Annotated in this window: 26 protein-coding genes; 19 read left to right on the top strand and 7 right to left on the bottom strand. The window is 30.3% G+C overall.

The window, feature by feature from the left end; all coding sequences use genetic code 11:
• Positions 1 to 37 precede the first annotated feature (37 nt).
• A complete protein-coding gene (locus tag CLLI_RS09465; protein ID WP_106063971.1) occupies positions 38 to 3,808 on the top strand; it encodes a phosphoribosylformylglycinamidine synthase in 3,771 nt (1,256 codons plus the stop codon).
• Positions 3,809 to 3,962: 154 nt separating this feature from the next.
• On the opposite strand, the gene CLLI_RS09460 is transcribed toward CLLI_RS09465, so the two are convergent.
• The 4 genes from CLLI_RS09460 to CLLI_RS09445 all read right to left on the bottom strand — a co-directional run bounded on the left by CLLI_RS09460 (position 3,963) and on the right by CLLI_RS09445 (position 5,450).
• Entirely contained in the window at positions 3,963 to 4,583 is a 621-nt protein-coding gene (locus tag CLLI_RS09460; RefSeq protein WP_106063970.1) for a DUF2812 domain-containing protein, read from the bottom strand.
• Positions 4,576 to 4,902: a PadR family transcriptional regulator gene (locus CLLI_RS09455; protein WP_106063969.1), complete on the bottom strand. Its 327-nt coding sequence runs from the start codon at positions 4,900 to 4,902 to the stop codon at positions 4,576 to 4,578. Before CLLI_RS09455 ends, CLLI_RS09460 begins: the two co-directional genes overlap by 8 nt.
• A gap of 121 nt (positions 4,903 to 5,023) precedes the next feature.
• The gene (locus CLLI_RS09450; protein WP_106063968.1) at positions 5,024 to 5,248 is read right to left on the bottom strand and encodes a hypothetical protein; all 225 of its coding nucleotides are present in this window, start codon (positions 5,246 to 5,248) and stop codon (positions 5,024 to 5,026) included.
• Positions 5,229 to 5,450: a helix-turn-helix transcriptional regulator gene (locus CLLI_RS09445; protein WP_106063967.1), complete on the bottom strand. Its 222-nt coding sequence runs from the start codon at positions 5,448 to 5,450 to the stop codon at positions 5,229 to 5,231. The genes CLLI_RS09450 and CLLI_RS09445 overlap by 20 nt, the downstream gene beginning before the upstream one ends.
• 404 nt (positions 5,451 to 5,854) lie before the next feature.
• Between CLLI_RS09445 and CLLI_RS09440 the strand changes: the two genes are divergently transcribed.
• The 13 genes from CLLI_RS09440 (at position 5,855) to CLLI_RS09380 (ending at position 19,172) form a co-directional block, all read left to right on the top strand.
• A complete protein-coding gene (locus tag CLLI_RS09440; RefSeq protein WP_106063966.1) occupies positions 5,855 to 6,139 on the top strand; it encodes a hypothetical protein in 285 nt (94 codons plus the stop codon).
• A gap of 218 nt (positions 6,140 to 6,357) precedes the next feature.
• Positions 6,358 to 6,795 carry an NUDIX hydrolase gene (locus CLLI_RS09435; protein ID WP_106063965.1) on the top strand — a complete coding sequence of 146 codons (438 nt, stop codon included), beginning with the start codon at positions 6,358 to 6,360 and terminating at the stop codon, positions 6,793 to 6,795.
• A 528-nt stretch (positions 6,796 to 7,323) separates the two neighbouring features.
• On the top strand, positions 7,324 to 7,701 hold the full coding sequence (locus CLLI_RS09430) for a BlaI/MecI/CopY family transcriptional regulator (RefSeq protein ID WP_106063964.1): 378 nt from the start codon (positions 7,324 to 7,326) through the stop codon (positions 7,699 to 7,701).
• Between the two features lie 5 nt (positions 7,702 to 7,706).
• Positions 7,707 to 9,512, top strand: coding sequence for a M56 family metallopeptidase (locus tag CLLI_RS09425; protein ID WP_242975577.1), 1,806 nt, complete (start codon positions 7,707 to 7,709; stop codon positions 9,510 to 9,512).
• A 345-nt stretch (positions 9,513 to 9,857) separates the two neighbouring features.
• Positions 9,858 to 11,063, top strand: a complete 1,206-nt coding sequence (locus tag CLLI_RS09420; protein WP_106063962.1) for an RNA-guided endonuclease InsQ/TnpB family protein — start codon at positions 9,858 to 9,860, stop codon at positions 11,061 to 11,063.
• 47 nt (positions 11,064 to 11,110) lie between these two features.
• On the top strand, positions 11,111 to 11,356 hold the full coding sequence (locus tag CLLI_RS09415; RefSeq protein ID WP_341457006.1) for a DUF3784 domain-containing protein: 246 nt from the start codon (positions 11,111 to 11,113) through the stop codon (positions 11,354 to 11,356).
• 213 nt (positions 11,357 to 11,569) lie between these two features.
• Positions 11,570 to 11,776: a helix-turn-helix transcriptional regulator gene (locus tag CLLI_RS09410; protein ID WP_106064018.1), complete on the top strand. Its 207-nt coding sequence runs from the start codon at positions 11,570 to 11,572 to the stop codon at positions 11,774 to 11,776.
• Complete coding sequence (locus CLLI_RS09405; RefSeq protein ID WP_106063960.1) at positions 11,773 to 12,204, top strand: DUF6442 family protein; 432 nt, start codon at positions 11,773 to 11,775, stop codon at positions 12,202 to 12,204. Before CLLI_RS09410 ends, CLLI_RS09405 begins: the two co-directional genes overlap by 4 nt.
• A gap of 103 nt (positions 12,205 to 12,307) precedes the next feature.
• Entirely contained in the window at positions 12,308 to 13,393 is a 1,086-nt protein-coding gene (locus tag CLLI_RS09400; protein ID WP_242975573.1) for a radical SAM protein, read from the top strand.
• A 268-nt stretch (positions 13,394 to 13,661) separates the two neighbouring features.
• A complete protein-coding gene (locus CLLI_RS09395) occupies positions 13,662 to 14,126 on the top strand; it encodes a GNAT family N-acetyltransferase (protein ID WP_106063959.1) in 465 nt (154 codons plus the stop codon).
• A gap of 35 nt (positions 14,127 to 14,161) precedes the next feature.
• Entirely contained in the window at positions 14,162 to 15,133 is a 972-nt protein-coding gene (locus CLLI_RS09390) for a phospholipase D-like domain-containing protein (RefSeq protein WP_242975572.1), read from the top strand.
• 83 nt (positions 15,134 to 15,216) lie between these two features.
• Entirely contained in the window at positions 15,217 to 15,921 is a 705-nt protein-coding gene (locus tag CLLI_RS09385; protein ID WP_106063958.1) for an ABC transporter ATP-binding protein, read from the top strand.
• Entirely contained in the window at positions 15,915 to 19,172 is a 3,258-nt protein-coding gene (locus CLLI_RS09380; protein WP_242975571.1) for an ABC transporter permease, read from the top strand. The genes CLLI_RS09385 and CLLI_RS09380 overlap by 7 nt, the downstream gene beginning before the upstream one ends.
• Before the next feature lie 50 nt (positions 19,173 to 19,222).
• On the opposite strand, the gene CLLI_RS09375 is transcribed toward CLLI_RS09380, so the two are convergent.
• Entirely contained in the window at positions 19,223 to 20,206 is a 984-nt protein-coding gene (locus tag CLLI_RS09375; RefSeq protein ID WP_106063957.1) for an alpha/beta hydrolase, read from the bottom strand.
• A 202-nt stretch (positions 20,207 to 20,408) separates the two neighbouring features.
• On the opposite strand from CLLI_RS09375, the gene CLLI_RS09370 reads away from it, so the two are divergent.
• The 5 genes from CLLI_RS09370 to CLLI_RS09350 all read left to right on the top strand — a co-directional run bounded on the left by CLLI_RS09370 (position 20,409) and on the right by CLLI_RS09350 (position 23,995).
• Positions 20,409 to 21,068, top strand: coding sequence for a tetratricopeptide repeat protein (locus tag CLLI_RS09370; protein WP_106063956.1), 660 nt, complete (start codon positions 20,409 to 20,411; stop codon positions 21,066 to 21,068).
• Position 21,069: 1 nt separating this feature from the next.
• A complete protein-coding gene (locus CLLI_RS09365; protein ID WP_106063955.1) occupies positions 21,070 to 21,756 on the top strand; it encodes a hypothetical protein in 687 nt (228 codons plus the stop codon).
• Between the two features lie 74 nt (positions 21,757 to 21,830).
• On the top strand, positions 21,831 to 22,100 hold the full coding sequence (locus CLLI_RS09360; protein WP_106063954.1) for an ACT domain-containing protein: 270 nt from the start codon (positions 21,831 to 21,833) through the stop codon (positions 22,098 to 22,100).
• Positions 22,101 to 22,114: 14 nt separating this feature from the next.
• A complete protein-coding gene (locus CLLI_RS09355; protein ID WP_106063953.1) occupies positions 22,115 to 23,473 on the top strand; it encodes a PFL family protein in 1,359 nt (452 codons plus the stop codon).
• 12 nt (positions 23,474 to 23,485) lie between these two features.
• Positions 23,486 to 23,995: an NUDIX hydrolase gene (locus tag CLLI_RS09350; protein WP_106063952.1), complete on the top strand. Its 510-nt coding sequence runs from the start codon at positions 23,486 to 23,488 to the stop codon at positions 23,993 to 23,995.
• A 55-nt stretch (positions 23,996 to 24,050) separates the two neighbouring features.
• Here the strand turns inward: CLLI_RS09350 and CLLI_RS09345 are convergent, their stop codons facing one another.
• Together CLLI_RS09345 and ltaE are read right to left on the bottom strand one after the other, a co-directional pair.
• Positions 24,051 to 25,121, bottom strand: a complete 1,071-nt coding sequence (locus tag CLLI_RS09345; protein WP_106063951.1) for a GerMN domain-containing protein — start codon at positions 25,119 to 25,121, stop codon at positions 24,051 to 24,053.
• A 125-nt stretch (positions 25,122 to 25,246) separates the two neighbouring features.
• Positions 25,247 to 26,278 (bottom strand): low-specificity L-threonine aldolase, encoded by a 1,032-nt coding sequence (gene ltaE / locus CLLI_RS09340; protein ID WP_106063950.1) that lies wholly within the window; start codon positions 26,276 to 26,278, stop codon positions 25,247 to 25,249.
• Positions 26,279 to 26,528: the final 250 nt, after the last annotated feature.

The raw sequence follows: 26,528 nt of genomic DNA, 5'->3' as shown, positions 1-26,528 counted from the left end.
TAAAATATTGTTCGTAATGAGGGGGATAAATAGCATTATGAAAAATGAAATATTTAGAATTTACGTAGAAAAGAAAAAGGAATTAGATGTAGAAGGAGATGAAATTTTAAAGGATATAAAATTAACTTTAGGAATTAACAGCATAGAAAATATAAGAATAATAAATAGATATGACATAGAAGGAATTACTAAGGAAGAGTTAGATAAGTCTAAGAATATAATTTTTTCTGAACCAGTGGTAGATTATATATATGAGAAAGAATTACCTGTAGGAATTGGAGAAAAAGTATTTGGAGTAGAATACTTACCAGGACAATATGATCAAAGAGCGGATTCAGCAATTCAATGTGTTCAAATACTTACTGAAAGCAGTGGTGTTAACATAAAAACTGCGAAAGTTTATATTTTAAAAGGAAATATAAACAAAGAAGAATTCTCAAAAATAAAATCATATTGCATAAATGCTGTAGATTCTAAAGAAGCAAGTCTTGAAAAGCCTATGTCATTAGATTTAAATTTAGAAACCCCAAAGGATATAAAAGTTATAGACAATTTTATTAATTTTAGTGAGGAAGAGTTAAAGGCATTTATAGATAGTGAAGGCTTAGCTCTTTCATTAAATGATTTAAAGTTCTGTAAAGAATATTTTATAAAGGAAAATAGAAATCCTTCAATTACAGAAATTAAAGTAATTGATACTTATTGGTCAGATCACTGTAGGCACACTACTTTCAACACTGTAATTGAAGAAGTTAATATAGAGGATAAAGAAGAAAATGCACCATTAAAAGAAACATATGAAAACTATTTAAACATTAGAAAGGATTTATATAAAGGAAGAGATAAAAAAGTTTCACTTATGGATATAGCTACTATTGCCATGAAAAAGTTATCCAAGGAAGGCAAATTAGAAGATTTAGATAAAAGTGAAGAAATAAATGCATGTAGTATTACGGTGAATATAGAAGTACATGGAAAGTTAGAAGAATGGTTAGTTATGTTTAAAAACGAAACCCATAACCATCCTACAGAAATTGAACCTTTTGGTGGAGCAGCTACTTGTCTTGGAGGAGCCATAAGAGATCCACTATCAGGAAGATCCTATGTATATCAGGCAATGAGAGTAACAGGAAGTGGAGATCCTAGAAAGAGCATTGAGGAAACTTTAGAGGGAAAATTACCTCAGAAAAAAATAACTCTATCAGCTGCTAAAGGATACAGTTCCTATGGTAATCAGATTGGATTAGCTACTGGTCATGCGTCAGAGGTTTATCATGAAGGTTTCGTAGCTAAGAGAATGGAAGTAGGAGCAGTTATTGGAGCAGTTAAGAAAGAAAATGTTATAAGAGAAACTCCAATGCCGAAGGATTGTATTATTCTATTAGGTGGAAGAACAGGAAGAGATGGCTGCGGTGGAGCTACTGGTTCCTCAAAGGAACACGATGAAAAATCCATAGTAGAATGTAGTTCAGAAGTTCAAAAGGGAAATGCACCAACAGAAAGAAAAATTCAAAGATTTTTTAGAAATGAAGAAGTAATTAGAATGATTAAAAGATGTAATGACTTTGGTGCTGGCGGAGTGTCCGTAGCTGTAGGAGAAATTGCTGATGGCTTAAATATAAACTTAGATTTAGTTCCTAAAAAATATGAAGGATTAGATGGAACAGAGCTTGCTATATCTGAATCACAGGAAAGAATGGCTATAGCAATTAGTCCAGATAATGTAGATAGATTTATAAAACTTGCCCATGAGGAAAATTTAGAAGCTACAAAAATTGGAGAAGTAACAGAAGAAAAAAGACTTAGAATGTACTGGAGAGAAAATTTAATTGTAGATATTCATAGAGAATTTTTAAATTCCAGTGGAGCAACAAGCTATACAAATATAATGGTAAAAGCTCCAGAAGAAAGTGAAAACTTCTTTAATAAATATGATAAGAATTATGAAACTTTTGAAAGCGCATTTATAAATACATTAAAAAAATTAAATGTATGCAGCCAAAAAGGGTTGGTAGAAAGATTCGACTCATCTATTGGAGCTGGAACTGTGGTAATGCCTTTTGGGGGAAAATATTCTTTAACACCTTCTCAAAGTATGGCAGCTAAAATTCCTATGCTAGAAGGGGAAACTAATGCTGGTACTATAATGAGTTATGGATATAATCCTTATATTGGAGAGTGGAGTCCATTTCATGGAGGATTATATGCGGTAATTGAAGCTGTAGCTAAAATAGTAGCTTCTGGTGGAGATTACAGAAAAATAAGATTAAGCTGTCAGGAATACTTTGAAAAGCTTGGTGAAAATCCAGAAAAATGGGGCAAGCCTTTCTCAGCACTATTAGGAGCATTAAAAGTTCAGACTGCTTTAGATATACCAGCTATAGGTGGAAAAGATAGTATGTCAGGAAGCTTTAAAGGATTACATGTGCCACCAACTTTAATAGCTTTTGGAGTAAATGTAGTAAATGTAGAGAATGTAATATCACCAGAATTTAAAGGTGAGGGACATAAAGTAGTATTAATCAGCTTACCAAGGGATAAGTACTATGTGCCAAATTTTGAAGCATTAAAGAAAAACTATGAGAGAATTAACTCCCTTGTAAACACAGAAAAAATAATTTCAGCTTATGCAGTAACAGGGGGTGGTATAGTAGAGGCAGTAAGCAAAATGGCCTTTGGTAATAAGGTTGGAGTTCAGTTTGAAAAAGATTCTTGGATAAATATAGAGAACTTACTTTCACCAGAATATGGTTCTATAGTAGTAGAATTTAATGATGAAGTAAAAGTGGAAGAAGAATTAAAGGATATTTCTTATAAATTATTAGGAGAAACAACAGCGGAATCTTATTTTTCTATAGGAGATGAAAAAATAGACCTAGATAAATTAATACAGGGGTGGGAAGCTCCTTTAGAAAGCGTATTTAAAACTAAAACAGAAGCTATTCATATGAATATAGAAAATATAGAATACGATAGTGAAGTAAAGAGGGTTTCAGTATTAAAAAATATTAAACCAGAAGTATTTATACCTGTATTCCCGGGAACTAACTGTGAGTATGATACTAGTAGAGCATTCCAGAGGGTAGGAGCAAAGTCAAATATAGTAGTGTTTAAAAATAACAGTATAGTAGATATAGAAGATTCTATAGAAGCTATGGTAAAGGCTATAAATTCATGTAATATATTAATGATTCCTGGAGGATTTAGTGCAGGAGACGAACCAGATGGATCGGGAAAGTTTATTGCAACTGTATTTAGAAATGAAAGAATTAAAGAAGCTGCTATGAATCTTTTAAACAAGAGAGATGGATTAGCTTTAGGTATATGTAATGGCTTCCAAGCACTAATTAAGTTAGGACTAGTACCTTATGGTGAAATAAGGGAAATAACTGAGGATTCTCCAACACTGACTTATAACAAAATTGGGAGACACGTATCCCGTATGGTTAGAACAAAAATAGCTTCAAATAAATCTCCTTGGTTCAGCAATGTAAATGTGGGAGATACTTTTACAGTGCCAGTATCCCATGGTGAGGGAAGATTTGTGGCTTGTGAAGAAGAAATAAAAAGACTTATTGCCAATGGACAAATAGCTACCCAATATGTAGATTTTAATGGAAATGCTACCTATGACATTGAATTTAATCCTAACGGTTCCTACTATGCAGTAGAGGGAATAACAAGCCCAGATGGAAGGGTATTAGGTAAAATGGCACACTCAGAGAGAATAGGGGAAAATGTTAGCATTAATGTATATGGCGAAATGGATATGAAGATATTTAAGTCTGGAGTGGAGTACTTTAAATAAAGTGCACAGCACTTTATTTAGTTGACAGTTGACAATGGACAATTGACAGTTAAAGAGAATTTTTCTCCATTGACATTACGAAAAATTAAATTATTAATTTATGGATAAGTAAGAGGTAAGAACTAAGAAGTAATAGCTCTTACCTTAATTTTTATTATTCATAGATTTTCAATTCATTTTTATATTCTAAAACTATCCTTGTATACATAATTGTAGGAATTAAAAATATCAACTCTATTGCAGCCATGGCCATTCTAAATACAATGGTTCCATTGGTGATAAAATGAGGAAAGAAGCTCCATATGAAAAAAGCCAATGCTAATACCATAGTTGTTAAATATATATTGCGAATGGATTTATAGTAGCTTATCAAGTCCCGAAAATCTGTATGCAGCTTAAAAGGGTTACCATCCCTTTCTTTTTCAAGAATTAATATTTCTTTATTATAGCTTCCAGGATTTGCAGCAATTTGACCCATACCTTTTGCCCAAGGGCGCCACCTTACTTTACCATGGGAATAATTCAGATTTAAATTTTTATTAAAGCTCCTAAAACCCATTGAAGCTAAAAACTCTTGATATTCCTTTATCTCTTTATAAGATTTATCAGCTACAAATTCAATACAATACTCATATTTTTCTGGAGTACAAGTTTCAAATTCATATAATAGTTTCTCTGTTTTTACTAAGCGATAACCCTTGGCAGACATATCATTTAAAAATTTCTCCTGTTTCTCTAAAAAACCTAAAAAATATCGATACACCCTTTTATTCATTACTTATACCTCCAATAATTTCTATAGCAGTATCATGAAGTTTCTTTAAACGCTTAACCTCTAGTTCAACAATTTTTTTTCCTTCTTCTGTTATTATATATTCTTTTTTACGCCTATCTTCCCCATAAAGAACAATCCACTTTTTCTTTACTAAAGTATTGATGGCTCCATAAAGTGTCCCTGCCCCCAAAGATAAGCGACCTGAAGTTTTACTTTCGATGAACTGCATTATGCCGTATCCATGGTTAGGCTGATACACAGCTAGCAGCACAAATAAAGTCGTTTCCGTTAAAGCACCACCTTTTACATTGTCCCTCATATAATCACCCCTTCCTTATTACGGTTACTGTAATATAGATATATCACTAAACGTAATATGTGTCAATGAAGTTTCATACATTATATTGAAATTTTTTAATAGTAATTCAAAGTATTTATATTCATAATTTTGGTAAAGTAGTTATCATAGGTATTCCTTTGTGTCTAATAGGAGGTGTATTTTTAGCTATTTCAAAAAATGAGAAATATGGCTGGCTAAGTTGGATTTTCATATTACTCATTTGATGATAGTCTTTAATAATCATAGTTATAATAAGTATTGTAGCTAATAGTAAGCTTATGATTCCACTAAAAAATCCTTTTTTATTATATATTTTTTTCCTCATTTTTTAAATTCTCCTCCAAACAATATAGATCTTCGATAGTTGTGTTAAAAATGCAGGCTATTTTATATGCTAACATAATAGAGGGATTATATTGCCATTTTTCAAGTGAAATAATAGTTCGTGATGAAACACAGACTAAATCAGCTAATTGCTGTTGTGTTAAATTGTTAGCAACCCTCAGTTCTTTAACTTTATTTTTCAAATATATACCCCCTTATTAATATGAAGTAAGCTTCACATGAAGTATATTTCATATTATAGCATATGGATTTAATGTGTCAAGGGCTGGTGGTCAAGTGATCCTTGGGTTTAGGTGGAAGAATAATAGATAAAATGGCACGCTTAGGCAGAATAGGGGGAAATGTAAGCATTAACGTATATGGTGAAATGGAAAGGATATTTTTCTCCATTGATATTACGAAAAATTTTTGAATTAGGAACATACATATATTTGCGTAAATCAAATCTATGTATGTTTTTATTTTTTGGATAATTTGTTTACAGTATGTTGTATATTTGATTTATGTTTCCATATTTTGTACAATGAAAGAGAGACTAAATAGTAAGTTTATACTACATAAATAAAAATATAATGGAGGTAAAATTATGTGGATAATATTAGGGGCTATTGCTATAGTAGCAACTTTTACTAATCTTTATATGTATAAAGCAGGAAAGGATTATAAACTTGCTATGGCAATAGGTTTATCATTTACAGCATTAGAACTTTGTTTAGAATACAGTCTTGTATCTGGGTGGGTAAAAGTGGAGGATTGGTCGGCTTTATTAGATGTAGTACCTGGTATGGAAAGGGCGTTATGGGTTTTGACGATTATATCTATTGTACTTAATATAACACCTATACTTTTAGAATTAAAAAATAAAAAATAATTTCTTTTATAATTACGCATTCTTCTTATATATAGTCCTATTAGTAATATATTAAAAGGAGAATTGTTTATGAAGAGAAATTTTTTAAAAAAGACATTAAGCAGGCAACTGTAATTATAAAATTTAATGATAAAAGTAGTTTAATATTATTAAATTTAAATCCTCCGTTACATTAACTTCTATTTTAGAAAAATGAATTAACAAGTGAGGTACGGTATATGTTTAAAATAAACTTTTACAAACTAAATACTATAGAAGATAATAAATTACTATTTGCTGTAATAATGACAAGATTTAACGGACAATGGCTTTATGTAAGACATAGAGATAGGAATACTTGGGAAATTCCTGGAGGACATAGAGAAGAAAATGAAAATATTAATGATACTGCTTCAAGAGAATTATTTGAGGAAACTGGAGCAACAAAGTTTAGATTAACGCCAATATGTGTCTATTCTGTAGAAAGAGATGAAACTATTGACTATACTGAATCTTTTGGACAACTATTTTATTCAGAAGTAGAAGAATTAGATAATCTGCTTCATTTTGAGATAAGTGAAATTAAATTATTTGATGATATACCAGATAACTTAACTTATCCTTTGATTCAACCATTTTTACATAAGAAAGTATTAGACATTCTAAAAGATATATAACTGTGCCTCTCTATTGTCGAGAAGATATTAAGCTCATAATGGTAAAAAATTATGACATAATTTTTTAAAATAATAAATAATAGAGAATAGATAATAAATAAGGAGAATTTTTCTCCATTTTCATTAGGTCAAATTTAATTTAAAGATTTTCTGTAGAGAAACGAAAGAAAATCATCCATATTTATTCTTTATTATTTTTTCCTTATTATTTAAAAAGGTCGCATCGCAACCTTCTTTAAATGTGTCCCACCTGTAAGAAAATGTTTTCAAATTGTAAACATTGTTGGCCTGGAGCTACCCCGAATGTTGAATTCATAATTTTTAAGGAGAAAGGATAAAGGAATTTGAAAAGTTATTTAGTATTAGCATAATTATTACACTAATAGTTAGTATGCTGCTTTTTTTACTTAATTCTATGTATGTTTTTTAATTTATAAAAATACAAAGTTTGCCTGTTTAATATTGACAAATGCTGACTACAGATGTAAACTTAAATATAACTACAAATGTAATCGGAGGGTATATATTATGAGTAAATATAATATAAGTGAGGCAGAGTGGAAGGTAATGACCTGTTTATGGAAGGAACCTAATTTAACCTTAAAACAAATTTCAGAAAGCCTTAAAGATACAAAGTGGAGCTATACCACTATAAGAACCTTGGTAACAAGACTTATGGAAAAAGGAGCAATTGATGCAGATAAATCATCATCTTCGAATTTTAGATACTTTCCTGTTGCACCGGAAAAAGAATGCAAAGTACAGGAAACAAAAAGTTTTCTTACAAGAGTTTTTAATGGATCTGTATCAATGATGATTTCAACACTTGCTAAGCAGGAGGAACTTTCTTCAAAAGAGATTGCAGAGCTTAAAAAAATTATTGAAAACATGGATGGAGGTAAGTAGTGGTGATGGATTATTTCATAAATATAACCATAACAACTTCTATCACAGCATTTGTTATACTCATAGTAAAGACCATACTGAAAAACAAAATTTCACCTAATTGGCAGTTCCTTATTTGGAGTATACTTGCTATAAGATTATTAATACCTGTTTTCCCTGAAAGCAATATGAGTATTTTTAATTCTGTGCCTCAGATTAAAAATATTGAAATTTCTCAAAAGGCTGTGGAGAATATTTCTGCTGAAAGCAAAAGCTTTGTTACAGGAAATATTGTTTTGGGAGAAAGGGAGAAGAAATTTATTTTTAGTGAAGCCTTAGTGAATAATATATTTTTTATTTGGGCAATTGGTGCAATAATTATATTATTGTTTATGATAGTGACATATTACTCATTTCATAAAAAAACAAGTAAACTTCAGACACTGAAAGATTCAGAAACCCTTTCTATACTAGATAAATGCAGGAAAGCAGTAGGAATAAATAGGGGAGTTATAGTAAAGTTAGGTGGAGAAACCCCTTTGTTAAAGGGCATAATAAAACCAGAAATTTTATTGCCAGAAGGATATACAATAGAAGAGCTATACAGTGTATTTACTCATGAACTTTTACATCTTAAGCATAAAGATGTTTTATGGAATATTATAAGCACTTTATTACTTTGTGTTTATTGGTATAATCCTATTATGTGGTATTGCTTCTTTATATTTAGAAGAGACATGGAGATTTTATGTGATTATAGAGTTGTAGAAATAAATAAAAACAAAAAAGAATATGCTAGTGTACTTCTTAAAACTGCTTTAAAGAAAAATAAATTTATATTAGGTACTACATCACTGCAAAATGGGGAAAAGGATGTAACTAAAAGAATTAAATATATTGTCTATTTCAAAAAGCCAAAGGTAATATGGAGCATTGCTGCAATTTCCATTGGAATTTTAGTTACAGCCATTTGCCTTACAAATCCAGTAGTGAAATCTTATACAAAAGTTAATAGTAAGTTCAATGCTGAAAAACTATATCAGTATAAGACGCAGTATGTGGGAGCAGCATATAAAATTGGTAATCTTACTGATTACTTAAATTATTCTGAGTATAAGAATGGATTTTCTTTACAAACAGATTCTGAGCCCTATGGTATAACTGTAAACTATAAAATTAAGCCTGAAGTACTGTGGCAGAATAATATTAGTAAGGCAAATAGTAATATGCTAGAAAATGCAGCGGTAATATTTTGTCTTGTGGATAATGTTGGTACAGTTACATTTAAATTTGATGACGGAGAGAAAATTAGTAGTTTCTCATTTAAACGAGAAATTTTTAATAGTGTATTTAAAAAAGATATAAGAGAATATTCTTCCTCATTAAAAACATTTAAAGAGGAATTTCTACCTATGCTGGAGAAACAAGATTGGAGTGAAATATATGATCCAAAAACTCAAACACCAGAGCAGGTAGTAAAAAACTACTTTAAATTTTATAATGAAAAAAATAAGGAAAAGCTACTTACAACTTTAACGGATTGGCATAAGGCACCTAATGTAGTATGGGGCTTTGATAACCTAAAGTATATTAAAGTAATTAAAATAGAAGATGATACAAAAGCTCAAAGAGATGCGTATATGCATTATGGACGTGGAAAAATCAATGGGGTTAAAGAAGAAAATGTACGAGTTTATAAGGTAGATTATGAAGTTAAATATAAAAAGGATGGTGTAGGCCCTGAGGATAGCGGAAAATACACTAAATGGTATACAGTAATAAAAGAAAATGATAATTCTCCTTGGCTAATCGATGATGGAGGAGAGGGATAAAATATCAAGTGATTCTTAGGTTCAGGTGGAGTTGGGAACATCCATAGATTTGTGTAAATTAAATCTATGGATGTTTTTTAATTTGGCTATTAGAATTAATAATTAGGTTTTAAACTTTTATAAAATGGTTTTAAATGCTGAGGAATTGGAAAACTTTTGATATGCTCATATCTTATAAATTTAACATAATGGACGGAATTCTCCCATTCTCTTAGGTGGGGGATGGATACCCCTCTTATTATTTTAGGTTCGATTAATCATTCAGTATTCTTACCAAATTATCATTTAGTATTAGTTATTAAATATAGGGGAAAAGTAATAAATGATGAAATGAGGTGAAAATCTGTGATTAAGAAAAATAAGGGGTATAAATTTAGGCTAAAACCTAATAAAGAGCAAATGATATACTTAGAAAAAGCTTTTGGTTGTAGTAGAAAAATGTATAACTTATATGTTGATATGTTGTATAAACAGCTTGACGAGAAAAATTTTATTAATGGAAAAATTGATTACAAGGCTATAAACTTGCCAACACCAGCAATAATAAAAAAAGATTATGAGTATATGAAAGAAATAGATTCATTAGCTTTTGCAAATGTACAGCTTAATTTTAGGGATGCCATAAAAAAATACAATAGTGAATTTGATGGTAAAACATACTCAAAAAAAGCATTGAAGCAAGTTGAAACTTTAGGCAAAGAATTAACATTCAAGGACTTAAAGGGTATTCCAAACTTCAAAAGTAAAAGAAAAAATCAGAATTCTTTCACCACCAATAATCAAAATGGCACTATATCAATAGTAGATGAAAAGTATGTTAAGATACCTAAATTAAAAGAACCTATTAGGTTTGTTAATCATAGACAATTACCTGGAAACAGCATTATAAAAAGTGCTACATTATCAAAGAATTGTAGAAATCAATATTATATAAGCTTCACAGTAGAATATTATATTGAGGAAAAACAAACTCCTTCAAAAATAATTCTAGGATTAGATTATTCTCAGCATGATTTTTATGTAGATAGCCAGGGTAGGAAAGCCAACTACCCTAAATATTACAAAAAGACTGAAGAAAAATTAAAAAAAGAACAGCAAAAGTTAAGTAGAAAAGTATTAAAATCGAATAACTGGATTAAACAAAAAAAGAAAATATCAAAAATACAAAACAAAATATCAGAACAAAGGAAAGATTGGCTTCATAAAAAAGCATATAATCTAGCAAAAGCATATGATGCAATAATAGTAGAAGATATAAACTTGAAGGCAGTAGGACAATGCTTAAAGCTAAGTAAATCATTATCCGATAATGGTTTCGGAACATTCAGAAACTTTCTAAAGTATAAGTTAGAAGATAGAGGAAAGCAATTTATCAAAATAGATAAGTGGTTTCCATCTTCCAAAATGTGCAGTAATTGCGGAGCTATCAAAGAAAAGTTACCGCTATCAGAAAGAATATATAAATGTGAAAAGTGTGGCTGTACTATAGATAGGGATTATAATGCAGCACTAAACATAAAAGAGGCTGGTTCTGCCTTGTTAGCTTGGTAAAGTTATCCTCATTGGAGGGTATTACCCAAGAAGCCCCAACTTCTAAAGTGGGGGTGAGTTCACTATCAGGATATAATACATCCAGCAAAGAAGAGAAAGCTGAATATGATGAAAAGGCACTGTGTAAGTTTATGGGAAAATCAATGTTTGTATTTGCTTTTTGTGTTTTTTTGTGGGGGTTAAGTGAGCTAATTAAACAACCTATAGTATTTGGTATTGGAATAGTCTTATTTATCGGTACAGTCATATTTATTGTAATTTATACAAACACCAAAAATAGATTTAAAAAATGATATTGTGCAAAATAAATACAATATTTAGTTCATAATCTTCTTATTTATGTGTCACATCAGTAAGAAAATACGAAGTAAGGATAATTTAGATGCCCCTTAGCAGACATGAAATATGGTCTGCTATTTTTTATGGAAAGTTAGCTTGACATTTCTGAAGGGAAGTAATATTATTTAGATATGGAAAGCGAGCTTTACGTAAAGGGAAGTGTAAATGTGAAAAATCGTTTAGAGAAAATACGAAAAGAGCATGGTATAAAGCAAGAAGATTTAGCAGTTGCTCTTGAAGTATCAAGGCAAACAATCGGTTCATTAGAAAACGGAAGATACAATCCATCGATTATATTGGCATTCAAAATTGCAAAATATTTTGGTATGAGTATCGAAGAAATTTTTATTTATGAGGAGGATGAAATAAAATGAAAAGAAGTATTACACATTACATTGAAATCGTATTTGGATTATTACTGTTAGGTACAGGGTTATACCTTATTAAAATAATTATTGAACCACAAGGAATTCTGCGAGCACTACCATATGTGTGCATAGGATTGGGATGTGGTATTTTTGGCCATGGCATGGGAGAAATTATCAGTCGCATAGCAATAAAAAATCATCCTAATGTTGAGAAACAAATGAAAATTGACAAACATGACGAACGTAATGTTACTATTGGGAATCGTGCAAAAGCTAAGGCATATGATATGATGATATTTGTCTTTGGGGCTTTAATGTTTGCTTTCGCTTTGATGGGCGTTGATATGGTAGCTGTTCTTCTTTTAGTTTTTGCGTATTTATTTGTCATTGGATATGGTGTTTATTATCGTTGCAAATTTGATAAAGAAATGTAGATAATGAGCATTATGCTTACACATTATTCTTAAAATGTGCCTACCTGTAAGAAAATGCTTTCAAGTTGAATTCATGTGATGAACAAAAAAGGAGTTTGTTAAAGTGGAAAAACTAAGCTTTAATAAAATAACCGCATGTCTTGATATGGCAGGTTGCCCGAATCGGTGTAAACATTGTTGGCTTGGAGTTACTCCAAATGTTAGTTTGAAAAAATCAGATCTGGAATTTGTTGCTTCAATATTTAGATCATATGCAAACAATTTAGAAGTTACAAGTTGGTATAGGGAACCTGATTTTAGAAATGATTATAAAGAATTTTGGAAATTAGAACATTGGCTCTCAACAGAGCATATGAAGCATTTTGAGTTGCTGAGTTACTGGAGAATAGTTAGAGATAGTGAATATGTAAAGTGGATATATTCTTTGGGTGTTAGGGTATGTCAATTGACGATTTTTGGTATGGAAAAAATGACTGACCATTATGTAGGAAGAAAAGGTGCTTTTGAAGAAATTCTGAAATCAATAAATATTCTGCTGGAAAATAACATAGCTCCCAGACTACAAATTTTTATTAATAAAGATAATGTAATGGAATTACCTTTAATTGAGAAACTCATAGCTGAATTAGACCTAGATAAACGATGCAAAACAATTGGACAAGAATTTGAACTTTTTATTCATCAAGGTTCTTGTGATGGAGAAAACGAAAAATTATATAATATTCGTATAATGCCAGAAGATGTAATAAAGATTTCGTCCAAATTAGTGGAGTACACATTAAAATATTTTGGTAAGCGGGATTTATTTGATGTGCTTGGTAAAACAGAAGAGGAGTTATTTTCAGAATTAATAAATGATAATTCTACAATGTCTTTTGTTTCAAGCTCACCTATTTTTTATATAGATAATACTTTTAATGTTTACCCAAATATCACTCACCCAGCTTCTTGGTGGTGTTTAGGAAACCTAAAAACTGATTCAGTAAATGCTATTTTAGATAATTATATAAACAATAAGACAAAAGCACAGAGTATCATAAACGCAATGCCAATTGGACAAATGATAAAGAAATGTGGGAACTCGAGAAGTAAAAGGTTGTTCATAAAAGGTGATTATATAACCTATATTCAAAATCAATTTTGTGAAAAGCAATATGGAAAAGATATATTATTTATGGATCTGCTATAAGAATAAAGGGGGAACACAATTTGGAAAAACAAGCATTAAAAGAAATAAATCGATTCAGCCATTGTTGAGGTTAAATATATAAGAAAACATACATGGATTTGTGTAAATCAAATCTATGTATGTTTATTTGCTTATAGAATATTTACGATTATATACTCATTGAATTTATTCCATATGGCGTATAAGTAGTGTATAATCGATATATGGATAATCGTAACTTTTTTAAATAATAAAGAAAAAATAATAAAGAATAAATGGGGAATTAAACATGGATAATTTTAAATTTGTAACTGGAAGTATAGAATTACTTGATTTTGTACAACCTTTATGGGAAAAGTTAAATAAACACCATCAAGTTAACTCAAATTATTTCAAAAGTAGATTTACAGATCTTAAATTTCAGGTTAGAAAAAATAAGTTTATTAATGATAACAATTTAGAGGTTAAGGTGGATTTAATTAAGGATATAGAGAAAGACTTATATATTGGGTACTGTATTAGCACAGTTAACAAGGAATTAGTTGGGGAAATTGATTCTCTTTTTGTTGAAAAAGAATATCGTAAATATGGTCTAGGGGATAAGTTGATGAATAGAGCATTAGATTGGTTAAATAGCAGACAAGTAAAAACAAAGATAATCGCAGTAGCAGAAGGAAACGAAAATGTATTGGAGTTTTATAAAAGGTATGGTTTTTATAAAAGGAGAGTAATTTTAGAACAGATCAATGAATAGCATTTATAATTAATTTGTAGAAGGGGAATCTATGTATGAATATATCTGTTAATATAGGAACGTTAATTGTAATAATAAATATAGTATTTATTATGTTTTTAATATTTTTCGAAAGACGAAATCCTGCTACTACTTGGGCATGGCTTTTAATTTTGACCATTTTCCCTATAGTAGGTTTTATTGTTTATTTACTTTTTGGAAAAAGTTTAAGTAATGAAAAAATATTCAATAAAAAGCTTATAGAAGATGTGAAAAAAAATGAATATATGACCCAAATAGCAAAGAGTTATGAATATGACACAAGTATGTTAGAAAATAAGGATATAATAAAAATGCATTATAGAAATGCTAAAGCTCTGTACACTCAACGAAATAATATAAAATTATATTTTCATGGCAAAGAAAAATTTAAGGATCTTTTTTACTATATAGACAATGCTAAAAAATATATACATATACAATATTACATAATACAGCCTGATGAATTGGGAAGTAAACTCATGGACTTATTAACGAAAAAATCAAAAGAGGGAGTAGAGGTTAGGCTTCTGTTTGATGCTATGGGTTCTAGCAAATTTGCTAGAAATAATAAGAAATTTCTTAAACCCTTTAAAGAAGCCGGAGGTAAATATGCTATATTTTTTCCAGGCTCCCTTTTCTTAATAGGTAAAAGAGTTAATTATAGAAATCATAGAAAAATTGTAGTTATTGATGGTGAAACAGCTTTTCTTGGTGGTTTTAATGTAGGCAATGAATACATAGGTGAGGATAAAAAAATAGGTAACTGGAGAGATACTCACATGAAAATAGAAGGAGAAGCCATTAATCAATTACAAGGAAGATTTCTAATGGATTGGACTTATGCTTCTAAAGAAGATATTAATGATTACACCAAATATTTCTCAGTACTAGAGTATTTTTATATAACAATGGCTTTATACATTATAAAACAATTGCTTCAGATAATTCCTTATGCAGTGTTGGAACAGCAATTATGGGCATATTAAGTAAAATATTAGAATCCATAACAAGATTATTATCACCAATTTTATAATGAAGATAATGTTTATTTGATAAGGAGAGATTTATTTTGAATAAATATATAGAATTTAAACAGGTAGAAAAAGTATATAAAATGGGTGAAGTGAAAATTAAGGCTCTAAGTGGAGTTGACTTCTCTGTTGATAAAGGAGAATTTGTTATTGTAGCAGGAGCTAGTGGTGCTGGCAAGAGTACAATACTAAACATATTAGGAGGCATGGATAAGCCAACCAGCGGAAAGGTTATAGTGGATAATAATGAAATCAATGCCTATTCCAATAAGGAACTTGTAACTTATAGAAGATTTGATATAGGGTTTGTATTTCAATTTTATAATTTAGTACAAAATCTAACCGCCATTGAGAATTTAGAATTAGCAACACAAATATGTAAAAATCCACTAGACATTGATAAAGTATTAGAGGCAGTAGGCCTTAGTAATAGAAAAAATAACTTTCCAGCTCAATTATCAGGGGGAGAACAGCAAAGAGTTGCAATAGCAAGAGCCTTAGCAAAGAATCCAAAGCTGCTTCTTTGTGATGAGCCAACAGGAGCTTTAGATTATAATACAGGAAAATCTATATTAAAACTCCTTCAAGATACCTGTAGAAAAATGGGCATGACTGTAGTTGTAATAACTCACAATTTAGCAATAACTCCTATGGGGGATAAAGTGATTAAGGTTAAGAATGGCAAAATTGAAAGCGTAACCATAAATGAGAATCCTACTCCAGTAGAAAGGATTGAGTGGTAGTGCGAATAAATGCTTTAATGAAAGATACCATAAGAGATATTAAAAAATCTATAGGCAGATTTACATCCATTTTAGCTATTGTAGCCTTGGGAGTAGCTTTTTTCTCAGGAGTAAAGGTATCACCACAGGATATGAAAATAACTGCAGATAAATATTATGATGATTATAATTTAATGGATATTAGAATTGTATCAACCCTAGGCTTAACCCAGAGTGATGTTGATGAAATAAAAAAAGTGCCAGGAGTAAATGGAGTTTCAGGAAATTGCAGTATGGATGTGCTTGCTGAATTTGATTCTAAGGAAGTTGTACTAAAAGTTCATGGATTGTCTTTAGATAAATTAAAAAATAATCATAAGGATTATATAAACAGGGTAAATTTAATAGAAGGAAGATTACCAGAAAGGTCTGGGGAATGTGTAATAGAAAAGGGGAAAAGTGATGATTTAACTATCCCCATAGGTTCCACTATTAGGTTATATTCTGGTACAGATAAATCATTGTCAGAGGATATTAAGAAAACAGAATATAAGGTTGTTGGAAAGGTGCAGACTCCATACTATTTATCCTCTGAAAAAGGCAGCAGTGCCATTGGCAATGGGAAAATAAAAAGTTTTATAATGATTCCACAGGAAGATTTTAAGATGCCTGCCTATACGGAAATTTTTGCTACTGTAAATGGAGCTAAAGGGCTGAATTCCTATAAGGATGATTATTTTAATGTGGTTGATAAGGTTACAAAGGATATTGAGAATTTAGCAAAATCTAGAGAAGAAATTAGACATGAAGAAGTTTTAAAAAAAGCTAAAGATGATTTAGAAAAAGGCAGGAAAGAGTATTTAAAGGGGAGAAAGGAAACAGAAGAAAAGTTAAATAAAGCCTCAAAAGAAATTGAAGATTCTAAAGTAAAAATAAATAATTCAGAGAAAGATTTAAATGATAAGGAAAGAACTTTTAATATTTCAATTAAAGAAGCAGAAGATAAGATAGCTAAAGGTGAAGAAGATTTATCAAAAGGTGAAGATGAGTTACAAAAAAATATTAAAACCTTTAATGATAATAAAAAGTTAGCGGAAGAAGGTTCCAAAAAAGCTGAGGAAGAACTAGCAAAAGGGCAGCAATCTATACAACTATTAGAAGGTAAAATAGTCCAGCTTCAAGATGCTCTTAAAAATCCAGGGCTTTCAGTAGAAGAAAAAAATAAGCTGCAGTCAGAATTACAAACAACAATTGGAATGCTGCAGGAAACTAAGGACAAAGTTGCACAGGGGAAAATGAAGTTAGAAGAGAAGAAAGCTCAGTTAGCTGAAGGAGAAAAAAAATTAAATAATTCTAAAGCTTTTTTAATATCTTCAAGGACAAAACTGGAGAAGGAAAAACTTAATCTTCAGCAGGAAAAGAGTAAAGCCCTTGCTGGATTTAAAGATGGAAGAGATAAGATAGAAAGTGGAAAGAAAGACTTATTAAAAGGTGAGGAAGAATATAAAAATTCAAAAGCAGAAGCGGATAAAGAACTATCAAAGGCTAAGAATAAAATTGATGAAGGAGAAAAAGCTTTAGAAAAAATTAAGAAACCTAAGTGGTATGTATTAGATAGAAAAAGCCATTACTCCTATATGGATTACGGTGGAGCAGCGGATAGAATTGATGCCTTAGCAAGGGTATTTCCTGTATTCTTTGTTTTAGTAGCGGCACTAGTATGCCTTACTACTATGACAAGAATGGTGGATGAGCAAAGGGTTAACATTGGAACTTTAAAAGCTCTAGGATATGGAAAAGGAGCCATAGCTTCAAAATATATATGTTACGCCTTAGCTGCCAGTACTTTAGGATGTATAATAGGTTTAGCTATAGGATTTACCATATTTCCCACGGTGGTGTTTAATGCATATGGAATAATGTATATGTTACCACCTGTAGTTATAACCTTTGATATTCCTTTAGCGGTAACAATATCATCAGCAGCTATATTAGTAACTACATTATCAGCCTTTTTCGCATGCTATAAGGAGTTAATAGAAGCTCCATCAGCATTAATGCTGCCAAGAGCTCCAAAGGAAGGAAAAAGAATCCTTCTTGAGAGAATACCTTTTATTTGGAATAGATTAAACTTTAGCGGTAAGGTTACAGTTAGAAATATATTTAGATATAAAAAGAGATTTTTAATGACAGTATTGGGTATAGCAGGCTGTACAGCATTAATAGTTACAGGATTTGGAGTAAGGGATTCTATTAGAACTATTGTAGATAAACAGTTTGGAGTTATATTTACCTATGATATGACTGTAAATCTAGATAAAAAGGCAAATGAAAAAGAAAGAAATGAAGCTTTAGAATACATTTCAAAAGATAATAGAATATCTGGTTATGAATTAATCAACAGTGAAAGTGGAAGTCTTTCTTTAAATGGACAAAAAAAGAGTTTATCAATAATAGTTCCAAAGGATATAAAAGATGTGGAAAACTTTATACACCTTCAAACACTAAAGAAAGGATCTCGTATTCCAATACCATCTGAAGGTGTTGTAATTACGGAAAAGGTTGCAAAAGACATAGGAGCAAAGGTTGGAGATGAAATAAAGCTAATAAATAGTGAAGACAAAGAGGCTAAAGTTAAGATAACTGGAATTGCTGAAAACTATCTTTTCAATTATGCATATATATCCCAAGATTACTATGAAGAACTGTTTTTACAACCTGTAGAATTTAATGAAGTAATAGCTTCTTTAAAAGATACTTCAAAGGATTTTGAAGATAAGTTGTCTAGGGAGCTTATAAAAGAGAAGGGAATATCCAATGCAAGTTTTAATACTGCAATAAAGGAGAACTTTGAAAATACTATAAGAAGTTTAAATTATGTTGTACTTATGATGATTGTATCAGCAGGGGCTTTAGCTTTTGTAGTTTTATACAATTTAACTAATGTTAATATCAGTGAAAGGATAAGAGAAATTGCTACAATAAAGGTCCTTGGTTTCTATGATAATGAGGTATCCGCATATATTTATAGGGAAAACACAATTCTAACACTTATAGGAACAGCAGCTGGATTGGTTATGGGGGTATTTCTTCACAAATTTATAATGACTACTGTTGAAATGGATAATATGATATTTGGACTTACCATAGATATAAAAAGCTATATAATTTCAACAATACTTACACTTGTATTTGCAGTTTTAGTTAATATTGCAATGTATTATAAGCTTAAGAATATTGAAATGGTGGAATCACTAAAAACAGTGGATTAGTGTAATAAAAAGAAGCTTTTCTGTATTAAACTGCAGAAAAGCTCTTTTTATTAAATAGATGAGTTCTGAAGGATAAATTTTAATACTTCTTTTGATAAAGTAAGCATGTCTTCCTTGCTCAAACCTGATAAATCATGATTGCAATTTTCAAGGGGTATTAATTTTGCAAAAACATTATTTTCTTTACATTTATTATAAAGTTCAACACCATTTTTATAAGGAACTAAAGTATCATTTTTACTATAAATCATTAAAGTCTTTGGAGCTCCATTATGAACATAGCTTATAGGGCTATATTTGGAAGTTAGCTCCTTAACATTGGGAACAGATTTTAAAATATTATTCATATCCCAATTAGCTTTTGAAGTATCTAGAGTGCTTAAATCAGTAGGCCCTAAAAAGTCAATAAGGTATTTAACCTTAGAAGGATAATTTTCTAAATTTTTATCATCCATAAATTGTTTGTCATCTGTATAGCTTGCCAGCAAAGATAAATGAGCCCCTGATGAAATACCTAAAACTCCTATTTCATTTGAATTAAAATTATAAACATCTTTATTTTTGTAAACCCATCTTATAGCATCTTTTACATCAGAGGTAGGTCTATCAAAACTAACTCCAGGTTTCATCAACCTATATTCAACACTTATAATGGTAAAACCCTCTTCTCGAAAAGAATCTAAAGGGGGAGAAAGTACTGATGGAATATTTTTATCACCATAGATCCATGATCCGCCATGAACATATAAAATTACGGGAGAACCTTTTGAAAGCTGTTTTTTTGCTTTATAAATATCTAAAGTTAATGGGACATTATTAGTATTTTTATAAACAATAGTTTCAAAGTCAGAGGCCTTCATATTGCGTGAATTATTAACTTTAGGTATAGAAGATGTATCCTTTTGTAAATTTACATACTTTTCCCCTATATTTATATAAAGTTTAATTTTGTCCTTATAAATAAAAGCAAAACATGAAATAACAATAAAGATTAAAAGTAAAAATATTTTAAGAGACTTAAAGACTTTTTTCATAATATAGCTCCTTAAAAATATTAAAGTTTAAATATAATTGTACAATAAAAACAGGGCATTAGTAAAATGGTTATATATTGAAGAAAAGGAAATTGGAGTTTTCCACCCTTATTAATTGTTAACAAAAGTGATTTAGTGTAGATTTTTTTATAGATTTCGATATATAATAGAAATGTTAACCATAATACAAGGAGTGAAGCAAATGAGTAAGAGTATAAAATATACTACTAAGGATTACCAAAAGACAATTTTAGAAAAATATCAAATTGCAATAACTGAAGAAAATTATAAAAAATGTATATTAAAGGAAATGGATGGGAAAGAAAGTTTAAAAGGCTATTTTAATGAGTACATGGAGAAAAATAATGCAGAGCTAGATCTTGAATGGGGATGTTTAATGTACTTATTTATAAAATCTGCCGAGAAAAAAGATGTAACATCAGTGGAAGAATTCTATAAAAAGTTAAAATCTTATCCAGAAAATTATTTTATAGAATACACATTAGGGGATATTAATCTAATGTATTATGGAAATATTTTTGAATCAAAAGATAGATTTAAAAAGGCATTAGAATTAAAGGAAGATGATTCTAACTGTTATTATGCTCTTGGATTTATATATAATCTATTAGGAGTTTTTCATAAATCTTTAGAATGCTTTAATAAAGCTGTATACTATAGCGAGAATTCTGAAAATCCAAAGGAACTTAAACTAAAATCTCTTCATAACGTTGCAGTTTATTATATAACTGTAGAAAATGACTATGATAGAGCGGAAAAAATTTTAAATGATATTCTAGAGGAAGATCCTAATTATGATAGAGCACTAGCAACTTTAAGAGCATTGAAGGGAGATGCATAGAATGGAAAATCAGGCAAAAGAAAAAAGTGTATGGCTTCCAAATCAGTTGTCAGCAGTAAAATTATTTTTGGACCAGGTAGAGTTTTCAATTAATGAAAGTTATGAGCAATTAGATGGGAAAACTCTTTATGAATATACAATAATACATAATGATAATTCGGGAATATTAAAAATACTCCCTGAATTAAAAAACTCTCCTATTTTAGAGGAGTACAATAGGATGCTTCCATTAGATAAGACAGAATTTTTATATCAATCTGCATATAAGAAAACTGGCGGAGTACTAAACTTATTTCATGGAGAAATTAATGAAAGCATGGATAGTGAGCTAAAAGAGCTATTTAGGAAAAATGAAGATAAAAACAAAGCCATAAAAATATGGAAAGATACAAAATCAGAGCTATGGAGTTCATTATCTCCTAAACTAGTTTGGGCTGGTGGAGGAAAGCTAGAGAAAGAATTATTGCTTCAGTTTTGTGGTAAACTAACTGATATGATGCAAGGCAAAAAGTTTCATACTCAGGGTAGTGCAATAATTAAATCAATGGAGTATTTGAGAGCTTGGCAATTAGCATATGATGAAATTTGTAGTGATAATCCTATGAATGCTATAATAAAAGAAAGGGAAGAAATATATAATAGAAAAATTAAATTCTTAAAAGAAATGAATATAGAATGTGATTTTTAACTGTAAATATCCCCAAAATTTATTATTAAATTTTGGGGATTAAATATAATAATAAATAAAGGTGGGTAATAAAAATGAGGGCTATAATAACTGTAATAGGCAAAGATAAAGTAGGAATAATTGCTGGTGTCAGTAGTGAACTTTCAAGTATGGGGGTAAATATTTTGGATATAAGTCAAACAATAATCCAAGAGTATTTTACCATGATTATGCTAGTAGATATAGGAAAAACCAATGTATCTTTTGATGGGATAAAAGATGCATTGAATAAAAAAGGTGAAGAATTAGGAGTATCCATTAGAATACAGCATGAAGAAATATTTGAGTCCATGCACCGCATATAAAAGGGGGAAGACAAATGATTAATTCATATGATATTTTAGAAACTATAAGGATGATAGAAAAAGAAAAGTTGGATATTAGAACTATTACCATGGGTATTTCTCTTTTAGATTGTATAAGCTCTGATGGTAGGGCAGCAAGAGAAAAAATATATGACAAGATAGTAACAAAAGCTGAAAATTTAGTTAAAGTTGGTGAAGACATAGAAAAAGAATATGGAATACCTATAATACATAAAAGGATATCCGTAACTCCTATTTCATTAATAGCAGGAGCTTCAGATGATAATGATTATGTAGAGTATGCAAGAATTTTAGATAAAGCCGCAGACACAGTAGGTGTAAACTTTATAGGAGGTTTTTCTGCTCTTGTACATAAAGGGTATACAAAGGGAGATAGAATTCTTATAGAATCTATACCAGAAGCCCTTAGTGTTACTGAAAAAGTATGTTCTTCTGTAAATATTGGTTCTTCAAAAGCGGGCATAAATATGAATGCAGTAAAACAGATGGGAAAAATAATTAAGAGCACAGCAGAATTAACTAGGGATAAAGATGGCATAGGCAATGCTAAGTTTGTAGTTTTTGCAAATGCAGTGGAAGATAATCCATTTATGGCAGGAGCATTCCATGGCGTAGGGGAAGGAGAATGTGTAATAAATGTAGGTGTAAGTGGACCAGGAGTAGTTAAATCTGCATTGGAAAGCGTAAAGGGGGAAAGCTTTGATGTGGTGGCAGAAACCATAAAGAAAACCTCCTTTAAAATCACAAGAATGGGTCAATTAGTTGCCAAAGAAGCATCAAAAAGGCTTAATGTACCTTTTGGCATAGTGGATTTATCTTTAGCACCAACACCTTTTGTAGGGGATAGTGTAGCTCATATTTTAGAAGAAATGGGTATTGAAAGCTGTGGGGCACCAGGAACTACAGCAGCTCTTGCTCTTTTAAATGATGCAGTAAAAAAAGGTGGAGTTATGGCCTGCAGTCATGTAGGAGGACTTAGCGGAGCTTTTATACCAGTAAGTGAAGATATTGGAATGATAAATGCGGTGGTAAAAGGTTCCTTAAATATAGAAAAATTAGAGGCTATGACTTGTGTATGCTCAGTTGGTCTTGATATGATTGCAATACCAGGTGATACCCCAGAAGAAACTATATCAGCTATAATAGCTGATGAAGCTGCCATAGGAGTTGTAAATAATAAAACCACAGCAGTTAGAATTATTCCTGTGCCAGGTAAAACTATTGGAGACACTGTTGAATTTGGAGGACTCTTAGGAAGGGCTCCAATTATGGCTGTAAGTAAATTTTCTAGTGCTGACTTTGTTAATAGGGGAGGAAGAATACCTGCACCTATACATAGTTTTAAAAATTAAGGAGTGAGTTAAATGGAAGACACTTGCATATATGATGGATGGCTAAAGCTGTATAAAAGAAATATAAATGGGAAAAACTATGAAGTAGTTAAAAATCATAGTGCAGTTTCAGCTATTGTTATTAACGAATTTGATGAAATATTATTAGTTAAGCAATTTAGACCTTCTATAATGAAAGAAACCTTAGAAATACCAGCGGGACTGTTGGATATAGAAGGAGAGGGCATAGAAGAGTGCTTGGTAAGAGAACTTAAAGAGGAGACTGCTTTAGATATAAAAAAAGAGGAAGTAGAAAAGATTGTTTCCTATAAGCCTATTTTAGGATTTAGTGCAAGTACTATGTATATGTTTAAGGTAAAAGTAAGTAAAAATGCTTTCAATTCAGAAAGAATAGAGGATGTGGATGTTACTGAAGGAGCTTGGGTTCCATTTAAAAAATTTGAAAATATGATTATGCATGAGAAGATAGTAGATGATAAAACTATAATGGCATATTTTTATTTAAAAAGTATTGTTAAATAAATGGATTTTCTCTTTAATAAAAAATCTGTTGAGTTTGCACTCAACAGATTTTTTATTATTTATATTCTGATATTCCATTATAATCTACCTTTAAGGTTTCATTTTCATTTAAAATTATATGACCAGAAGCATAGGGTTTACCATTTAAAGTAATAGAAACCTTATCCACATTGTAATAATCACCTAAGGTATTTGTAATACATTTTAGTATAGCAGACTCTAATCCACCACCAGCATTCATTTCCTTTACAAAGTTATCAGAAATATCAATTTTTACAGTATTGCTTTTATCATCTAAATATACTTTGTTAATTTTTACGTTCTTTGAAAAGATATGACTAATATCCTTATTTGGAACTTCTTTAAAATTATTTTCTAGAAGATTTTTTAAATCATCATTAGTTTTAAAATCTAATTGCCTTTTTACAAATATAATTTTATCCTCTACATAGTCTGGATAGTAAAATTTAACTGTTTGATGTACAGGAGCATTTTCTTCAACATTTTCAAGGGTAGTAATAACTTCAGCATCCTTTGATTTAAAAACGGTTTTAACAAGACCCATATTTAAGACATAATAATCAAGGGTTTTTGATTCAGCACTTTCTGTAGTAACTTCTAAAGCTTTAAACTTTCCTGCAGGAGTCTCTATTTCTTTATCTACATCAGATATATATCTTTTGCTTCCATTGGCCAAAGTCCAGGAAGTACCTTTTGCTAAAGGTTCTTTTAATAAAATTTCATATTTATCATTTTTACTATCAGTTATATCATCTCTGTAATAAAATTCGCCTTTAGAAGTTATAAGCCTTAATTCTCCATCCTTATTTTCTAGTATTTGTGCAGAAGTTGTTCCTGGATTTACAATCCTCAATTGAATTCTGTCACCTTTTATATAATCAGTGTATACAGTCTTTTCTGCAAATTCATTACCTGTTCCTTTGTATTTCATTTTAATATTTTCTTTAAAAGGATAGTAATCTTTAACACTATGGGAAATATTTTTATCAGTTACATGACTTTCAATCTTTGTACTATCAGGTTTATTCTTTTCGGTATTAATAGGTTTACTACAGGAAGTTAGCAAAACAAAAGGTAAAATAAGTAATACTATAAATTTTTTCATATATAACCCTCCTTGTATAGTTCTTGTAATGATATACGAAAACAATAAATATAAGTACATTATTATTATTTAAAAATATAAGTAAAAAATGGGGGAGAAGAACTAAGTCTGCCCCCATACAGCTTTTATTTTCTATTTAAAATTTCTTTCATAGTATTTATTATATAATCTATATCTTTTCTTTTAATCCAATAATTTGTTACAAATCTTAATTCTCCATTTTCTGGACCATTGATTTTTATCCCTTTTTTATAAAATTCTTTCGCCAAATTATTCATATCATATAACTCATCGTTCATGTTAAAGAATACCATATTTATATTAATATCGTCAAGATTTATATTTATTCCAGGTATTTTACTCAATTCTTCTCCTAAATAAAGGGCGTTTTGATGATCTTCCATCAAATATTTTCTCATGTCCTTTAAAGCCACCAATCCTGCAGCAGCTAATATACCAGCTTGCCTTAAACCTCCGCCCATGATCTTTCTCTTTTTCCTTGCCTTTTCAATAAAGTCTTTGCTCCCTGCAACCATTGAGCCTACTGGGGCACAAAGCCCTTTAGATAAACAAAACATTACGGAACTGCAATACTGAGTAATTTCTTTTGGGTCTACATTAAGATAGGCAGCTGCATTAAATAATCTTGCTCCATCTAAATGAACAGGAAGATTATGATTTCTAGCTATTGTATATATTTCTCTCATATTTTCTAAGGATATAACTCTTCCGTTGGAATGAGCATTTTCAACACATATAAGACCGGTTTCTGGAAAATGAATATCCACACCTCTTATTCTTTTTTCGATTTCAAGTGGATCTATTTCTCCTTTATTACTTTTTATAGGTCTTAACTGTACACCAGCAATAACTGCAGGTGCTCCAACTTCATGCATTAGTATATGGCAATCTTCCCCGAGAATTACTTCATTTCCTCTAGTGCAATGAGTAAATAGAGAAAGCTGATTCCCAAAGGTGCCGCTAGGAACAAATAGGGAAGCTTCTTTTCCTACTAATTCCGCAGCATAACTTTCCAACTCATTTACTGTGGGATCATCACCATAAACATCATCGCCAACTTCGGCTTCATACATAGCTTTTCTCATTTTTTCTGTAGGTTTAGTTACAGTATCACTCCTTAAATCAATAAAGTTCATTAATATTACCCCCTTAGTGTTATTAAAAAAGTTAATACTTGAGCCTTAATAATATATATTTATACTTTCTTACTATTATTATAGTCTAATAACAGATATAAATAAATGCCAATTGTTCTAAACGTTTGTGTCAAGTTAAAGTGGGCAATTTATTTTTTGAATTTTTCCCATTATAAATTCAGTTGAAAATTTTATCCAATAGGGCTTCGCCCGCGGCCCGAAAGGGCGTACTTATCCCCTTAATTTTTTA

It is taken from the genome of Clostridium liquoris, from assembly GCF_002995785.1.
Lineage (GTDB): Bacteria > Bacillota > Clostridia > Clostridiales > Clostridiaceae > Clostridium_AO > Clostridium_AO liquoris.
This window is presented reverse-complemented; position numbering and strand designations above follow the sequence as displayed.

Excerpts from the sequence above, each read along its gene's own strand:
- CLLI_RS09345 (WP_106063951.1), bottom strand. The coding sequence starts at position 25,121 with ATGAAAAAATTTATAGTATTACTTATTTTACCTTTTGTTTTGCTAACT.
- CLLI_RS09375 (WP_106063957.1), bottom strand. The coding sequence starts at position 20,206 with ATGAAAAAAGTCTTTAAGTCTCTTAAAATATTTTTACTTTTAATCTTT.
- CLLI_RS09460 (WP_106063970.1), bottom strand. The coding sequence starts at position 4,583 with ATGAATAAAAGGGTGTATCGATATTTTTTAGGTTTTTTAGAGAAACAG.
- CLLI_RS09390 (WP_242975572.1), top strand. The coding sequence starts at position 14,162 with ATGAATATATCTGTTAATATAGGAACGTTAATTGTAATAATAAATATA.
- CLLI_RS09425 (WP_242975577.1), top strand. The coding sequence starts at position 7,707 with ATGGATTATTTCATAAATATAACCATAACAACTTCTATCACAGCATTT.
- CLLI_RS09395 (WP_106063959.1), top strand. The coding sequence starts at position 13,662 with ATGGATAATTTTAAATTTGTAACTGGAAGTATAGAATTACTTGATTTT.
- CLLI_RS09450 (WP_106063968.1), bottom strand. The coding sequence starts at position 5,248 with ATGAGGAAAAAAATATATAATAAAAAAGGATTTTTTAGTGGAATCATA.
- CLLI_RS09405 (WP_106063960.1), top strand. The coding sequence starts at position 11,773 with ATGAAAAGAAGTATTACACATTACATTGAAATCGTATTTGGATTATTA.
- CLLI_RS09355 (WP_106063953.1), top strand. The coding sequence starts at position 22,115 with ATGATTAATTCATATGATATTTTAGAAACTATAAGGATGATAGAAAAA.
- ltaE (WP_106063950.1), bottom strand. The coding sequence starts at position 26,278 with ATGAACTTTATTGATTTAAGGAGTGATACTGTAACTAAACCTACAGAA.
- CLLI_RS09430 (WP_106063964.1), top strand. The coding sequence starts at position 7,324 with ATGAGTAAATATAATATAAGTGAGGCAGAGTGGAAGGTAATGACCTGT.
- CLLI_RS09455 (WP_106063969.1), bottom strand. The coding sequence starts at position 4,902 with ATGAGGGACAATGTAAAAGGTGGTGCTTTAACGGAAACGACTTTATTT.
- CLLI_RS09360 (WP_106063954.1), top strand. The coding sequence starts at position 21,831 with ATGAGGGCTATAATAACTGTAATAGGCAAAGATAAAGTAGGAATAATT.
- CLLI_RS09350 (WP_106063952.1), top strand. The coding sequence starts at position 23,486 with ATGGAAGACACTTGCATATATGATGGATGGCTAAAGCTGTATAAAAGA.
- CLLI_RS09365 (WP_106063955.1), top strand. The coding sequence starts at position 21,070 with ATGGAAAATCAGGCAAAAGAAAAAAGTGTATGGCTTCCAAATCAGTTG.
- CLLI_RS09435 (WP_106063965.1), top strand. The coding sequence starts at position 6,358 with ATGTTTAAAATAAACTTTTACAAACTAAATACTATAGAAGATAATAAA.
- CLLI_RS09465 (WP_106063971.1), top strand. The coding sequence starts at position 38 with ATGAAAAATGAAATATTTAGAATTTACGTAGAAAAGAAAAAGGAATTA.
- CLLI_RS09370 (WP_106063956.1), top strand. The coding sequence starts at position 20,409 with ATGAGTAAGAGTATAAAATATACTACTAAGGATTACCAAAAGACAATT.
- CLLI_RS09440 (WP_106063966.1), top strand. The coding sequence starts at position 5,855 with ATGTGGATAATATTAGGGGCTATTGCTATAGTAGCAACTTTTACTAAT.